Genomic DNA, 13,648 nt, shown 5'->3' on the forward strand with positions numbered 1-13,648 from the left:
TCATGTAGGCGCAGCAGGCGCGGTGCAAGCTGCGCGAAAAAAGCGGATGGACAAGTGGAGAGAATCGGCCACGCAGTCGTTCTGTGGGTCGCTGCGAGTGGACGCCGCACTTAATCGCAGCGATCAGCTGTTACAGCGGCGGCAGCGGATTGCGCTGTGCGTCGTCCACACCCAGCCAATCGGTTTCGGTGAGCGCATGCAGGCCGTGCGCCAATCGCGACTTGTCGCATTGCGCGCTGCGCTCACCAAACTCCAGCGAGGCTGGCACGGCGGCGCAGGAGGAGGGGCGGCGGTCGTGGATGCTGCAGCGGCTGTAGCGACCGATGTCCGCGTCCAGTGCGATGCAGCGCGGGTGCGATTGCGAGGTGCCGCGCATGACGCGCTCGTGCGTGCGCAATGACTCGGTCAGCTCGATCGGCACCCTGCCGCCCAATGCGGGGTCGGCTTCGCTCCAGTGGAAACTGACGCGGAAGTAGGCGCAGCAAGCGCCGCAGGTGAGGCAGGGATGTGCCATGGCATGCCGGGCCTTGCGCGGCGAAACAACGTGGAGAGCGCGGCATTCTGACCGAACCACGCCACGATACAAGTGGTACGGACGCGCGCCTGTTAGCGGTTCATCTGCGCAAGTTGGGCAAGCGGATGTACACGATGGGGGCGAGTCGCACATTGGGCAGGAAATTTAGTGCGAACCCTGCACCGCATCGCTGCATCGCTAAGGCCGCATGGCGCGTCATCAGGGCAACTCGGGATAGGCGATGCCGGCGCGCTCCATCGGGCGTGTGACGTTTTGAAATGACGCAAGCGGGGCGGCACCGTCTGCGCATGGGTGATAATGCGCCAATGACAACTCTTCTCTGCAATATCGCCGCCACCCTGCCGGAACTCGCGCGCGAGCGCCCCGAGCAGATCGCCATCCGCTGCCCAGGCCGTCGCGCCGCCAACGGATTTGCTGCCTACGATGTGACCTTGAGCTATGCCGAGCTGGACGCGCGCAGCGATGCGATCGCCGCCGGATTGGCATTGCATGGCATCGGACGTGGCGCGCGCGCGGTGGTGATGGTGCGGCCGTCGCCGGAGTTCTTCCTGTTGATGTTTGCGTTGTTCAAGGCCGGTGCGGTGCCGGTGCTGGTGGATCCGGGTATCGACAAGCGCGCGCTCAAGCAATGCCTGGACGAAGCGCAGCCGCAGGCGTTTATCGGGATTCCGCTGGCGCAGCTGGCGCGTCGTCTGTTGCGTTGGGCGCGCTCTGCCAAGCAGATCGTCACCGTCGGTGGCCGCTACGGCTGGGGCGGGGTGACGCTGGCGCGTGTGGAGCGCGATGGCGCCAACGCCGGCAGTCAATTGGCCGACACTGCGCCGGACGATGTGGCCGCCATTCTGTTCACCAGCGGCTCCACCGGCGTGCCGAAGGGCGTGGTGTATCGACACCGGCATTTCGTCGGGCAGATCGAGTTGCTGCGCAACGCCTTCGACATGCAGCCCGTTGGTGTGGATCTGCCGACGTTCCCGCCGTTTGCCTTGTTCGATCCGGCATTGGGGCTGACCTCGGTGATTCCGGATATGGATCCGACCCGCCCGGCCACCGCCGATCCGCGCAAGTTGCACGATGCGATCAACCGCTTCGGTGTGACGCAGTTGTTCGGCTCGCCGGCATTGATGCGTGTGCTGGCGGACTATGGCCAGCCACTGCCCAACGTGCGCCTGGCCACCTCGGCCGGTGCGCCGGTGCCGCCGGATGTGGTGGCCAAGATCCGCGCGCTGCTGCCGGCAGATGCGCAATTCTGGACGCCGTACGGCGCCACCGAATGTTTGCCGGTGGCAGCGATCGAAGGCCGCACCCTGGATGCCACCCGCGCAGCCACCGAGGCCGGTGCCGGCACCTGCGTGGGCCAGGTGGTCGCGCCCAATGAAGTGCGCATCATCGCCATCGACGATGCGGCCATTCCCGAGTGGAGCGGCGCGCGCGTGCTGGCGGTGGGCGAGGTCGGCGAGATCACCGTTGCCGGTCCCACCACCACCGATACCTACTTCAACCGCGACGCGGCCACGCGGATCGCCAAGATCCGTGAGCGCAGCAGTGATGGCAGCGAGCGCATCGTGCATCGCATGGGCGATGTGGGGTATTTCGATGCGGAAGGGCGCTTGTGGTTCTGCGGCCGCAAGACCCATCGCGTGGAAACTGCAACGGGGCCGCTCTACACCGAGCAGGTGGAGCCGGTGTTCAACGTGCATCCGCAGGTGCGGCGCACCGCGTTGGTTGGTGTGGGCGCAGCCGGACAGCAGCAACCGGTGCTGTGCGTGGAATTGCAGCCGGGTGTTTCGGCATCGGCGTTTGCGCAAGTGGAAACCGCATTGCGTGCGTTGGGCGCTGCGCACCCGCACACCGCAGGAATCGCGCGGTTTCTGCGCCATTCCGGGTTTCCGGTGGACATCCGCCACAACGCCAAGATCGGTCGCGAAAAGCTGGCGGTCTGGGCGGCGCAGCAGTCGCACTGAGCCCAACGATGCGCGCGCGTTATCGTCTGGATGACCTGCGCATCGATGTGGCGCGTCAGCGCGTGGAGCGCGGCGGTGTCGCGCTCGAGGTTGGCGGGCTGAGTTTCCGCCTGCTGCACTATTTGCTGCAGCAGGGGCAGCGGGTAGTCGATTTCGACGAGTTGATCCAGAACGTGTGGGCACCGGCGCTGGTCAACGAAGAAACCGTCACCCAGCGTGTGCGCCTGTTGCGGCAAGCCTTGGGCGACGACTCGCGGCAACCGCGTTACCTGCGCTCGGTGCGCGGGCAGGGCTATCAGCTGTGCGTGCCGGTGCAGTTGGACGAAGCACCGCCTGCGGGTGCGGTGCCGCGCCGTGGTGCCTGGATCGTTGCGGCAGGTGCGCTGCTGCTCTGCGTTGGCGCGACCTGGTGGCTGCAAACGCGTGATGCGCCACCAGCGCAAGCCGCATTGTTGCAGCGTGCCGATTACTACGCCGGCATCGGCCAGCGCGACGACAACGAACGCGCTATCGGCTTGTATCGCCAACGCCTGCAGGAAGCACCGGACGATCGACAGGCGCAACTCGGCCTCAGCCGCGCCTACAGTGCGCGCGTGTGCCAATACGACAGTGATGCAGCGTTTGCGCTGCAAGCCTTGCGACTGGCCGATGCTGTTGTGGCCGTGCAACCGGGCCTTGCGGCAGCGTACGCCGCGCGTGGTTATGCGCTGGATTGTCAGGGCCGCAATGGCGATGCCTTGGCAGCCTACGAACAGGCACTGCAGCTGGATCCCAGTGCCGATGCGGTGCGCGGCTCGGCTGCGTATCTGTACGAGCGCCAGGGAAAATTGGTGCAGGCGCTGTCGGCCAACCTGGCGATGCGCGACCCGACGCGCGTGCGATTTTTGCCGATCCAGATCGCCAGCAATCTGAGTCTGCTCGGCTATGCGAGTGCAGCCGAGGCGCGCTACCGAAAGAATTTTCAGCTGTACCCGGACGATCCTTTCTCCAATCTGGCCTGGCCTACGTTCCTGTTCGAACATGGCCGCGCGGCCGAGGCGCAGACGGCGTTGAACGAGGCGCAGAGCCGCGGTACCGAGTACGCAGGGCTGTCGTTGCTACAGGCCGAGATTGCGTGGCTGCGTGGTGACAAGACGCTTGCGCGTGCAGCGGCGCTGCGGGCGGTGCAGCTTAGACCGCAGGGCAGCTTCGCGCAGACCGTAGCCTGGACACTGCAGGCGCAGCCACCACCGGCAGCCGCGACGCTGCATGCGCGCGCGCAGGATTTGTTGGTCAGCGTGGAGCGTGGCGGCGACCCGTTCGATGCAGTCGATGCGGCAATGCTGCTGCTGTGTGCGGATGCGCCGGACGCGGCGATGCGCGCCCTGCAGCATGCCGAAGTCGCCGGCTACCGCAACGCCGGCTATCTGCGTCAGTCGCTGCTGCTGCAGCCGCTGCGCGCCCTGCCGGAGTTTGTAGCGTTGCTGACACGTATCGATGCCGATCTTGCTGCCCAGCGTGCGCAACTGCGTCGCCGCAATCTGTTGCCGGCAGATGCCGTGTCCGAGCGGGGCTAAGACACTGCATCGATTCGTTTGGATGCGCTTCACGCTCAAATCGCAGTACATGCGCTGCATGCCGCAGAGAGCAACTGCGCTCGCTGCTCATTACGTAGTCGTGCGGTAAGCCACTTCGGAAAATTACTACACACACTGCTAGCCGGGCGCGGCCGGGTTTGTAGTTTTCATCAGCACACGACCACGTAGACAGGTGCGATGTCCTCACCGCTTGCGGGACCGTGTGGCGGCATGGATGCCGCCACCGAGCCTCCAGGGATGGGTTCACGGCGTGTCCCGCAAGCGGTGAGGGCATCGCGCCCTCGACCCGCTTGGCCTGGGAGCATCCAACTGCGCCGAAGCTCAAGCTCTCGGTTGCCTTGAAAGCTGATCGAGCGGTGCGGATGCGTCGGGTGTAGAGCGCATGATCTGCGGCTTGGTTGCAGGGCCCTTGCCCGGCCACCATCGCGGGACACGCTGCAAGTACGTCCTTGTAAGCTCTTACGCGGCATCCATGCCGCGTAAGGTCCCGCGACGGTGGCCGGGCAAGGACCCGTCGAGATGGGCGGTGTGCGTGGTTACAAGCAGTGTTGCGAGCATTGCATGCAGCGCGGCCTTCAGATGCGGTGCGGTCTGATCGGCTCCTTTCGATCTGCAATGTCATTGCCATTTCTGACATCACTCCACTCGTCAACGAAGGCGAGTGCAGCCAGCGGGTTGGCGCTATCGATGCAGTTTTGGAGAGGTTTCGTTAGCGCGCTTGGTTGCCCTCAGGCAGCGCCTTGAGCACATAGTCGGTCAGCAACCGATGTGATTGGTGGTGCATCTGCCGGGTGTTGTAGGCGCTGCGCGTGAGCACTACCACCAACCGTTCTGCGGGTACGACGAAGACGTAGTTGCCGCCATTGCCGGACATCGCCCAGGTGTCGCGTTGCACGCCGTGCACCGGAAACAGGAAGTGCCAGAGTTGGTAGCCATAATCGGCATCGTCGCGTGCCTGCGCATGCACGCTGGTCATCGCGCCTATCCAGTTGGCGGCAATCACCTGGCGGCCTTGCCAACGCCCCTGTGCAAGCAGCAACTGGCCGAATTTGGCCAGGTCGCGGCTGCGGTAACGGGTGCCGCCACCGCCCATGCCCACCCCTTCGGACGACACATTCCACTGCGCCTGCTCGATCCCGAGCGGCTTTTCGAGCACCTGTGCGGAGAACGCCTGCAGCCGCTGTCCGCTGGCTTTCTCCAGCACCGCACCGAGCAGGAAGGAGCCTGCGGTGCAATACGAAAACGCGCGGCCGTGCGGGCTTTGTGCGGGCCGCTGCATCCATGGTGCGTAGCCACGGATCGGCAGATCCAGGGCGAATTGCGTCCAGTCCGCACTCACGTACATGCGCTCTTCGTTGCCGGTGGAGAAGGCGTTGTCGTCGTTGCATTCCAGTTGGGAGCTCATCGTGAGCAGGTCTTCGAGGGTGATGTCGCGCTTGCGTGGATCCGGATGCTGCCATTGGCGATCGCCGAAGTAGTCGTAGACCTTGGCTTGCGCGTTGGGGATCAACTTGCGCGCGATCGCCGCACCGACCAGCAGCCCGGTGACGCTCTTGGTCAACGAGCGGGTGTCGTGCAAGGTCTGGCGATCGGCATCGCCCAGGTAGTGTTCGTAGACCAGCACGCCATCGCGCACGATCAGCACGCTGGTGGTGGATGGCGCCAGATCGCCCGCCAGTGCCTGTTCCATCTGTGCAAGCACGGGCAGGTTCCAGCCGCCAGCGGCAGTGCTGGCGACTGGCCAGCCGTCATCCAGCGCGGGTGGCGTGGTGGTCGCTGCAGGCACAGCCGGTGACGCGGCAGCCGATGGACCTGGTGTAGCAATGCCTGGAGTGGCGGCTTTTGCAGAGGCGGCTCTTGGAGAAGCGGCTCTTGGAGAAGCAATAGGCGGTGCGGCATGCAGCGGGAAGATGACGAGCAGGGCGGACAACAGCAGCGACAGGCGGGTCATGGTGACTCCAGCGATCCAGGGTCCGGCCATGACGCCAGCAGCGCGAATGAACTGCCTGATGTCTCAATGAAGATTTATGAAGCTCTTTGCGATCAATGGCTTGCGTAAGCCGCAGGCGGCCTGCCGCGCGCGCGGCGTCGCGATCACAGTCCGGTCCGGCTATTGTGTGCGCCCTGCAGGAACAATGGATGTGGCGCAATGAAGGTGCTGGTGACCGGTGGTGGTGGCTTTCTCGGCCAGGCGTTGTGCCGCGGCCTGCGCGCGCGCGGGCATGAGGTGGTGAGTTTCCAGCGCGGCGATTACCCGATTCTGCAGACCTTGGGCGTGGGCCAGATCCGTGGCGACCTAGCCGACCCGCAAGCGGTGCGACACGCCTTCGCCGGTATCGATGCGGTCTTCCACAACGCTGCCAAGGCCGGTGCGTGGGGCAGCTACGACAGCTATCACCAGGCCAATGTGGTCGGTACGCAGAACGTGATCGACGCGTGTCGTGCCAATGGCGTGCCGCGCCTGATCTACACCTCCACACCCAGCGTCACCCATCGCGCCACCAATCCGGTGGAAGGTCTGGGCGCCGACGAAGTGCCATATGGCGAAGACCTGCGTGCAGCGTATGCGGCCACCAAGGCGATCGCCGAGCGTGCGGTGCTGGCGGCCAACGATGCGCAGCTGGCGACGGTGGCGTTGCGTCCGCGTCTGATCTGGGGGCCGGGCGACAATCATCTGCTGCCGCGCCTGGCAGCACGTGCGCGCGCCGGGCGGCTGCGCATGGTCGGCGACGGCAGCAACCTGGTGGACAGCACCTACATCGACAACGCCGCACAAGCGCACTTCGATGCGTTCGAGCACCTCGCACACGGGGCTGCTTGCGCAGGCAAGGCGTACTTCATTTCCAATGGCGAGCCGTTGCCGATGCGCGAGTTGCTCAATCGCTTGCTGGCCGCGGTGGATGCACCGGCAGTGACGCGTTCGCTGTCGTTCAAGACCGCCTACAGAATCGGTGCGGTGTGCGAGACCCTGTGGCCACTATTGCGTCTGCCAGGCGAAGTGCCGCTGACGCGTTTTCTGGTGGAACAGCTGTGCACGCCGCATTGGTACAGCATGGAACCGGCGCGTCGCGACTTCGGTTATATACCTAGCATCAGCATCGAAGAAGGGCTGCAGCGGCTGCGATCCTCATCTTCCAACGACATCGCCATCACCCGGTAAAGACCGCCATATCTTCAGGATACGTCTGCGCCGATTCGGCACGACAACTTCTGGAATCCTTGCCATGCTGCATTACGCCATCATTTTCTTCGTCATCGCCATCATCGCCGCTGTGCTGGGCTTCAGTGGTATCGCCGGTGCGGCGACCAACATCGCCTGGATCCTGTTTGTGGTGTTCCTGATCCTGGCAGTGATCTCGATGTTCCGTCGCGGCAAGGTTTAACCACTTAGCTGCGATACGTCACGGCAGCGGCGCTGCCGATTGATGCTCAGATGGCCCGCTTCCGCAAGGAGGCGGGCCATCTGCGTTATGAGGGCTCTACAGCTGTGTTGTGGCTGTTTTAAAGCAGTTTTTCGAGATATTGCACGTGCTTGCTGAACGACAATTCGGTGGCATGCGCATTGTTGAGTGCAAGTAGTGCCGGGTAATCGTGCAACTGCACCTCGCGCACCTGCGATGGACTCATCAGCGCTGTTCCACCGCACTACGCAGCAGTTGATCATCAGCGTGCCGCTGCAACGCCAGCTCGATCAACTGCGTGATCAAACTCCGATAGTCCAGCCCGCTTGCCTGCCATAGCTTGGGATACATGCTGATCCGGGTGAAACCCGGCAGCGTGTTGACCTCGTTGATCACGATGCGGCCATCTGCGCAGAGAAACACGTCCACACGCGCCATGCCGGCGCAGTCCAGCGCTTGGTAAGCCTGCACCGCAATCTGCTGGATGCGCTGCTGTGTCTGCGCATCGATGTTGGCCGGAATCACGATCTCGGCGCCGTGTTCGCTGATGTACTTGGTCTGGTAAGAGTAAAACGCGTCGTGCACCACGACTTCACCGCATACGCTGGCCTGCGGTGTGGCATTGCCCAGCACGGCGCATTCGATCTCGCGCCCAGTTACCGCTGCTTCCACCAGCACCTTGTGGTCATACGCCAGCGCCAACGCGAGTGCGGCGGCAAACTGCTCCGCAGTGCGCACCTGGCTGACGCCGACCGATGAGCCTTGATTGGCCGGTTTGACGAACAACGGCAAACCGAACTGTGCAACCAACGCATGCACGTCGGCGTGTGCGGCGGTGTGGCGGTTGAAGCACACGAACGGCGCCACCTCCAGCCCGGCATCGCGCAGCACGCGTTTGGCCATGTCTTTGTCCATCGCCACTGCTGAGCCGAGCACGCCGGAGCCGACGAAGGCCAGATTGGCCATGCGCAATAGCCCTTGCAGCGAGCCGTCTTCGCCCAGCGTACCGTGCACGATCGGAAACACCACATCGATCTGCGCCAGCGCCTGCTCCGGCTGGGTCGGACGCAATTGCTGCTGGTGCGCACCCGGCAGCAGCGCCACGCCGCGACCGCTGCGATGCAAGGCTATGCGCGCCGGGTCGTCGGCATTGAGCAGGAAGCTGTCGGGGTCGTTGACGTGCCACTGGCCTTGCTTGTCGATGCCGATCAGCACCGGCTCGAAGCGCTGCGGATCGAGCGCATCCAGAATATTTCTCGCCGATTGCAGCGAGACCTCGTGCTCGGCCGATTTGCCGCCGAAGATGAGACCGACCCGGATCTTGCGCATCGCCTGCTCCTGCCACCTGTTCAATGAGGTCGCCAGCATGCCCGCGGCCGGCGCGCTGAAGGAAGTCCTCCATGACCGACGCAAGCGGCCTTGCCACCAAGGCGAGCTGCCATGGCCGCCGCGTCCGCCTCCGGCGTGCACTCGCCAGCTCACCATCAAGCAGTTGCGACATGCGGGGACGGTAGAATGGGCCCATGCCCGGATCACTGCTCAACTCACTCAAGCCGCTCGCCGGCCAGGCCCTGCAAGCCGCGCTCAATCGCGCGCTGGCGCTGGACCCGGATACCCGCGACGCCCTGTTGCCGCTTGAAGGCCAGCGCATCGCGCTGACCCTGGAAGCCCCCGCACTGGCCTTGCAGATCCGCGTGCACGAGCGCCGGCTGCTGGTCGGCCCGGTGGACCAAACGCAGGAGCCAGACCTCGCCGTGCGCAGCACCCTGGCCGGCCTGCTCGGCCAGCTGCCGTTTCTGGCCAATGCGCGCCGCAGTGGTGCGCCGGCGGGCCGGCTCAAGGTCTCCGGCGATGCCGAACTGGCGCGCCAGCTGCAGCAATTGGCAGGGCGGTTCGATCCGGATTGGCAACTGCCGTTCGTGGCGGTGTTCGGCGATATCCTGGGCGTGCAGATCGCCAGCGCGGTGCGTGCAGCGCTGCAGCAGGCGCGCCGCAGTGCAGTGGATCTGGCGCATAGCGCGGCCGAATTCGTCACCGAAGAATCGCGCGATGTGGTGCCACGCGCCGAACTCGAAGCCTTCCACGACGATGTCGACGAACTGCGCGACGACGTCGAACGGCTGGCCGCACGCGTCACCCGTCTGCGTGCTGCCGGAGGTGCGGCATGAAGGCGCTGCTGCGGGCCAGCCGAATCGGCCGGGTGATCCTGCGCTATCGGCTGGACGTCTTGCTGCAAAGCACGCCGGCCGAGCGCTGGCTGCGCCTGGCCAAGCCATTCGTGCCGCGTGCCAGCGCCGAGATCGCCGCGCAATCGCGCGGTGCGCGTTTGCGCCTGGCGCTGCAGGAATTAGGGCCGATCTTCGTCAAGTTCGGGCAGATCCTGTCGACCCGGCGCGACCTGATTCCGGCCGACGTCGCCGACGAATTGACCCTGCTGCAGGACCGGGTCAAACCGTTCGACGGCGAAGTTGCGCGGCTGATCGTGGAGCGCGCGCTGGGCCTGCCGGTGAGCGTGGCATTCGCCGCATTCGACACCGTGCCGTTGGCCTCGGCCTCGATCGCGCAGGTGCACGCAGCGACCTTGCCGCCGGACGCCAATGGCGTGCGCCGCGAAGTGGTGGTCAAGGTGTTGCGCCCGGACATCGAGCGCCAGATCGATGCCGATATCGCCTTGCTACATTCGTTGGCCACCCTGGTCGAGCGCACCCACCCGCGCGCGGACAAGATCCGCCCGCGCGAAGTGGTGGCCGAGATCGAAGCCACCTTGTCGGCCGAACTCGATCTGCAACGCGAAGGCGCCAACGCCAGCGTGCTGCGCCGCTTCTGGGAAGGCTCGGACGATCTGTACGTGCCCGAGGTGATCTGGTCGCACACCGCCGAGCGCGCGCTCACCCTGGAGCGCGTGTACGGCATTCCCTCCGACGACATCGCCAAGCTCGATGCGGCCGGTATCGATCGCAAGGCGCTGGCGGCCAAGGGCGTGCGCGTGTTCTACACGCAGGTGTTCCGCGACAATTTCTTCCATGCCGATGCGCACGCCGGCAACATCTGGGTCGACTCGGACCCGGAGCGCCGGCTCAATCCGCGCTTCATCGCGCTGGATTTCGGCATCATGGGCCAGCTCTCGCAGGAAGATCAGTACTACCTGGCCGAGAACTTCATGGCGATCTTCCACAAGGATTATCGCCGCATGGCCGAGTTGCACGTGGAGGCAGGCTGGATGCCGGACAACGTGCGCATCGACGAACTGGAAGCGGCCGCGCGCTCGGTGTGCGAGCCGTACTTCACCCGGCCGTTGTCGGAGATTTCGCTGGCCGAAGTGCTGATCAAATTGTTCCGCGTCGCGCAGCGTTATGAATTGACGCTGCAGCCGCAGCTGATCCTGTTGCAGAAGACATTGCTCAACATCGAAGGCGTCGGCCGCCAGCTCGATCCCAAGCTGGATATCTGGGCAGTGGCGCGGCCGGTGCTCGAACGCATCCTGCGCGAGCGTTATAGCCCGCGCCGGGTGCTGGGCGAATTGCGCAAGCGGTTGCCGGAAATCATGACGCATGCGCCGGACATGCCGCGCCTGGTGCACAGCTGGTTGAAGCAGCAGGTGGAAGGCCGCCATCAGCTCGATATCCGCTCGGCCGAGTTGCGCGCGCTGGATGTGAGCCTGCGCAAGTTGCAGACGCGCGTGGTCACCGCCATCACCGGCAGCGGGCTGCTGGTGGTTGCCGCTGTGCTGTATGGCCTGCATCCGAATGGCTGGTACCTGGGCACGGTGCCGGTGTGGAGCTGGGTCAGTGGCACGGCCGGCTCGGTGGCCTTGCTGATCGCCTGGCTGCGCCGCTGACACATTGCGATAGGTGGCCCGCTGCATTCGGCTGCATTTCGGCAGTGCCTGCAGCGGGGCACCAGCGCGGCCCTCGCGTCGTGGCGCGGCAACGCAGTGGCATGCTGTGTCGGCGATGCGGATAATCCGCCGGTGAGCATATCGACCGACCCGCTGCAGATACTCCACCAGGATGATGTCCTGGCCGTCGTCAATAAACCTGCGGGCCTGATGGTCCACGACAGCAAGCTGGCGCGCGGGGAGGACGACTTTCTGGCCGACCGCCTGCGCGAGCAGCTGGGCCGGCCGATCTTTCTGGTGCACCGGCTCGATCGCGCCACCAGCGGCTGCTTGCTGCTGGCGTTCGATCGCGAGAGCGCCAGCACGCTGGGCAAGGCCTTGATGGCCGGCGAATTGGAGAAGGACTATCTGACGGTGTGCCGCGGCTGGCCGGCCGAGGAGCAGTTCATCGTCGATCACGATCTGGACGGTGGCCCCGGCAAGCCGGTCAAGAAGCCGGCGGTGACCCATTTTCAGCGGCTGGCCACCGGCGAGCTGGAGATTCCGTCGACCGGCTTTGCCACCTCGCGTTATGCGCTGCTGCGCTGCCAGCCGCAGACCGGGCGTTTTCGGCAGATTCGAAGGCACATGAAACACCTGTCGCACCACATGATCGGCGACACCAGCCATGGCGATGGCCGGCATAACCGGAGTTTTCGCATGCTCGGGATCCACCGCATGTTGCTGCACGCCGAGCGCCTGGGGTTTCCGCATCCGGCCGATGGGCGGCGTCTCAGCGTAGTGGCGCCGCTGGATGTGGAGTTTGCGAAAGCGTGTGCATTGTTCGGGTGGGACGTGGCGGGGTTGCAAGGCACGACACGCGTGCAGTGATGCGACGTGGTCATGGATGTGTCAATGCATCAACGTCGATCTGTCAGTGCACCAACGTCGAGCGGCAACGTTTTCAGGCAGCCGTACCCTCACCCCAACCCCTCTCCCGACGGGAGAGGGGCTTGGCTGTTCCTTCTCCCCTCGGGAGAAGGTGCCCCGTAGGGGCGGATGAGGGTGCGAGCGAAGCCTGGTGGAGTTTGGATGCACGTGCTGCTTCGCCGCTTACCGCCTTGACCCCCACTCCCTCTCCCGGCGGAGAGGGGCTGGAGCAGGCTTCTCCCACTGGAGGAAAGCTGGGGCACCGCCGGAATCGTCAACGCAATCGACCTAGCATCCGCATCTGTTGCAGGAACCACGCTGTTACGAATCCCCAATCCCGATTCCCCAATCCCAGCCCTTCAGGGCTTCTGCGCCGCCGCCGGCTCATTGACGATCTTCTCCAGATCCTTCTGCAGATCGGCAAACAGCGGCAGCATCTTCTGCTGGATCGCGCCCATCAGGTTCTGGGTCAGTGCCGGGGTCTTGTCGAGCAGGCTCTGGCCGGCCGAGCTCTCATAGAACTCGGCCATGGCCAGCACGTCCTCGCGCGAGAACGAGCGCTTGTAGATGTCCACATACATCGGGCGCAGCTCCGACCACGACAGCGCCTTGCGCACGGTCTGGCGGGTGCGGTCCTGGATGCGCTGCAACTGCGCCTGTTGGCCGGCATCTAGCTGGCGCTGCGCGGTGAGCTGGGCGAATTGCTGCTGCTGCATCGCTTCGATCTGCGGCAGCATCGTGTCCAGCATGGCCTGCGCGCGCGAGGCGGCCAGCAATCGGTTGATGTCGGCATCGCTGGGCGCCTGCGCGAACGCGACGGGCGTGGCCAGTGCCAGCGCGGCCAGCACGATCAGACGGCGCGCGAAGGCGCGGACGGCAGCAACGGAACGGGGTGGTGTCATCGGAGCATCCTGCAAACTGGGGACCGGCCGCAGCATACGGGAGCCGGCGTTCGCGCGCGCGTCCACGCCGGTGCCGATACAATCGGCGCGCATGGCCAGCGACCCGATCCAGATCACCCCCAGCCTGACGATCCCGCCCAGCGAGATCGTCGAACGCTTCGTGCGCGCCAGCGGCGCGGGCGGGCAGAACGTCAACAAGGTCTCCACTGCGGTGGAACTGCGTTTCGACGTAGCCGGGTCGCCGTCGCTGCCCGAACCGCTGCGCGCGCGGCTGCTGTCGCGGCGCGACCGCCGCATGACCGCCGATGGCGTGCTGGTGATCGACGCGCAGCGCTTCCGCACCCAGGACCGCAACCGCGAGGATGCGCGCGAGCGGCTGGTCGAAATCATCAGTGCGTGCCTGTCGGTGCCCAAGCGCCGGGTCGCCACCAAACCGAGTCATGGTGCCAAGCTGCGGCGGCTGGATGCCAAGCGTGAGCGCAGCCATATCAAGCGTGGACGCTCTGCGTCCCACTGGGAGTAAGC

13 protein-coding genes are annotated in these 13,648 nt (G+C 65.1%); 8 read left to right on the forward strand and 5 right to left on the reverse strand.

The genetic code is table 11. The features are described 5' to 3' along the window. Window positions 1-130: 130 nt before the first annotated feature. Window positions 131-514, reverse strand: a complete 384-nt coding sequence (locus XcyCFBP4188_RS07660) for a YkgJ family cysteine cluster protein (protein ID WP_006451109.1) — start codon at window positions 512-514, stop codon at window positions 131-133. A gap of 326 nt (window positions 515-840) precedes the next feature. Between XcyCFBP4188_RS07660 and oleC the strand changes: the two genes are divergently transcribed. Together oleC and XcyCFBP4188_RS07670 are read left to right on the forward strand one after the other, a co-directional pair. Further along, on the forward strand, window positions 841-2,496 hold the full coding sequence (oleC, locus tag XcyCFBP4188_RS07665; protein WP_104591884.1) for an olefin beta-lactone synthetase: 1,656 nt from the start codon (window positions 841-843) through the stop codon (window positions 2,494-2,496). Window positions 2,497-2,504: 8 nt separating this feature from the next. After that, entirely contained in the window at window positions 2,505-4,052 is a 1,548-nt protein-coding gene (locus tag XcyCFBP4188_RS07670; protein ID WP_006451107.1) for a winged helix-turn-helix transcriptional regulator, read from the forward strand. A 730-nt stretch (window positions 4,053-4,782) separates the two neighbouring features. On the opposite strand, the gene XcyCFBP4188_RS07675 is transcribed toward XcyCFBP4188_RS07670, so the two are convergent. After that, entirely contained in the window at window positions 4,783-5,763 is a 981-nt protein-coding gene (locus XcyCFBP4188_RS07675; RefSeq protein ID WP_174705833.1) for a serine hydrolase domain-containing protein, read from the reverse strand. Window positions 5,764-6,222: 459 nt separating this feature from the next. Here XcyCFBP4188_RS07675 and oleD point away from each other — a divergent pair, with 459 nt between their 5' ends. Together oleD and XcyCFBP4188_RS07685 are read left to right on the forward strand one after the other, a co-directional pair. Beyond that, window positions 6,223-7,233, forward strand: coding sequence for a 2-alkyl-3-oxoalkanoate reductase (oleD, locus tag XcyCFBP4188_RS07680; RefSeq protein WP_006449829.1), 1,011 nt, complete (start codon window positions 6,223-6,225; stop codon window positions 7,231-7,233). 64 nt (window positions 7,234-7,297) lie between these two features. After that, entirely contained in the window at window positions 7,298-7,456 is a 159-nt protein-coding gene (locus tag XcyCFBP4188_RS07685; protein ID WP_003468167.1) for a DUF1328 domain-containing protein, read from the forward strand. 118 nt (window positions 7,457-7,574) lie between these two features. On the opposite strand, the gene XcyCFBP4188_RS23550 is transcribed toward XcyCFBP4188_RS07685, so the two are convergent. Together XcyCFBP4188_RS23550 and ddlA are read right to left on the reverse strand one after the other, a co-directional pair. After that, window positions 7,575-7,700, reverse strand: coding sequence for a hypothetical protein (locus XcyCFBP4188_RS23550; protein ID WP_006449823.1), 126 nt, complete (start codon window positions 7,698-7,700; stop codon window positions 7,575-7,577). Then, on the reverse strand, window positions 7,700-8,803 hold the full coding sequence (gene ddlA, locus XcyCFBP4188_RS07695) for a D-alanine--D-alanine ligase (protein WP_043908064.1): 1,104 nt from the start codon (window positions 8,801-8,803) through the stop codon (window positions 7,700-7,702). The genes XcyCFBP4188_RS23550 and ddlA overlap by 1 nt, the downstream gene beginning before the upstream one ends. A gap of 194 nt (window positions 8,804-8,997) precedes the next feature. Between ddlA and XcyCFBP4188_RS07700 the strand changes: the two genes are divergently transcribed. The 3 genes from XcyCFBP4188_RS07700 (at window position 8,998) to XcyCFBP4188_RS07710 (ending at window position 12,182) form a co-directional block, all read left to right on the forward strand. Next, window positions 8,998-9,642 carry a ubiquinone biosynthesis accessory factor UbiJ gene (locus XcyCFBP4188_RS07700; RefSeq protein ID WP_006449821.1) on the forward strand — a complete coding sequence of 215 codons (645 nt, stop codon included), beginning with the start codon at window positions 8,998-9,000 and terminating at the stop codon, window positions 9,640-9,642. Further along, window positions 9,639-11,312: a ubiquinone biosynthesis regulatory protein kinase UbiB gene (ubiB, locus tag XcyCFBP4188_RS07705; protein WP_006449820.1), complete on the forward strand. Its 1,674-nt coding sequence runs from the start codon at window positions 9,639-9,641 to the stop codon at window positions 11,310-11,312. The genes XcyCFBP4188_RS07700 and ubiB overlap by 4 nt, the downstream gene beginning before the upstream one ends. A gap of 96 nt (window positions 11,313-11,408) precedes the next feature. After that, on the forward strand, window positions 11,409-12,182 hold the full coding sequence (locus XcyCFBP4188_RS07710) for a pseudouridine synthase (RefSeq protein ID WP_043908056.1): 774 nt from the start codon (window positions 11,409-11,411) through the stop codon (window positions 12,180-12,182). Window positions 12,183-12,580: 398 nt separating this feature from the next. On the opposite strand, the gene XcyCFBP4188_RS07715 is transcribed toward XcyCFBP4188_RS07710, so the two are convergent. After that, window positions 12,581-13,159, reverse strand: a complete 579-nt coding sequence (locus tag XcyCFBP4188_RS07715) for a DUF2059 domain-containing protein (protein ID WP_080949657.1) — start codon at window positions 13,157-13,159, stop codon at window positions 12,581-12,583. 55 nt (window positions 13,160-13,214) lie between these two features. On the opposite strand from XcyCFBP4188_RS07715, the gene arfB reads away from it, so the two are divergent. Beyond that, on the forward strand, window positions 13,215-13,646 hold the full coding sequence (gene arfB, locus XcyCFBP4188_RS07720) for an alternative ribosome rescue aminoacyl-tRNA hydrolase ArfB (protein ID WP_006449817.1): 432 nt from the start codon (window positions 13,215-13,217) through the stop codon (window positions 13,644-13,646). Window positions 13,647-13,648: the final 2 nt, after the last annotated feature.

The sequence above is a fragment of the Xanthomonas hortorum pv. cynarae genome (assembly GCF_002939985.1).
Classification (GTDB): Bacteria; Pseudomonadota; Gammaproteobacteria; order Xanthomonadales; family Xanthomonadaceae; genus Xanthomonas; species Xanthomonas hortorum_D.

What these genes read in the sequence shown, in the direction of transcription:
- XcyCFBP4188_RS07670 (WP_006451107.1), top strand. Translation starts at nt 2,505, where the DNA reads ATGCGCGCGCGTTATCGTCTGGATGACCTGCGCATCGATGTGGCGCGT.
- XcyCFBP4188_RS07715 (WP_080949657.1), bottom strand. Translation starts at nt 13,159, where the DNA reads ATGCTGCGGCCGGTCCCCAGTTTGCAGGATGCTCCGATGACACCACCC.
- ubiB (WP_006449820.1), top strand. Translation starts at nt 9,639, where the DNA reads ATGAAGGCGCTGCTGCGGGCCAGCCGAATCGGCCGGGTGATCCTGCGC.
- oleC (WP_104591884.1), top strand. Translation starts at nt 841, where the DNA reads ATGACAACTCTTCTCTGCAATATCGCCGCCACCCTGCCGGAACTCGCG.
- arfB (WP_006449817.1), top strand. Translation starts at nt 13,215, where the DNA reads ATGGCCAGCGACCCGATCCAGATCACCCCCAGCCTGACGATCCCGCCC.
- XcyCFBP4188_RS07660 (WP_006451109.1), bottom strand. Translation starts at nt 514, where the DNA reads ATGGCACATCCCTGCCTCACCTGCGGCGCTTGCTGCGCCTACTTCCGC.
- XcyCFBP4188_RS23550 (WP_006449823.1), bottom strand. Translation starts at nt 7,700, where the DNA reads ATGAGTCCATCGCAGGTGCGCGAGGTGCAGTTGCACGATTACCCGGCA.
- ddlA (WP_043908064.1), bottom strand. Translation starts at nt 8,803, where the DNA reads ATGCGCAAGATCCGGGTCGGTCTCATCTTCGGCGGCAAATCGGCCGAG.
- XcyCFBP4188_RS07685 (WP_003468167.1), top strand. Translation starts at nt 7,298, where the DNA reads ATGCTGCATTACGCCATCATTTTCTTCGTCATCGCCATCATCGCCGCT.
- oleD (WP_006449829.1), top strand. Translation starts at nt 6,223, where the DNA reads ATGAAGGTGCTGGTGACCGGTGGTGGTGGCTTTCTCGGCCAGGCGTTG.
- XcyCFBP4188_RS07675 (WP_174705833.1), bottom strand. Translation starts at nt 5,763, where the DNA reads ATGGAACAGGCACTGGCGGGCGATCTGGCGCCATCCACCACCAGCGTG.
- XcyCFBP4188_RS07700 (WP_006449821.1), top strand. Translation starts at nt 8,998, where the DNA reads ATGCCCGGATCACTGCTCAACTCACTCAAGCCGCTCGCCGGCCAGGCC.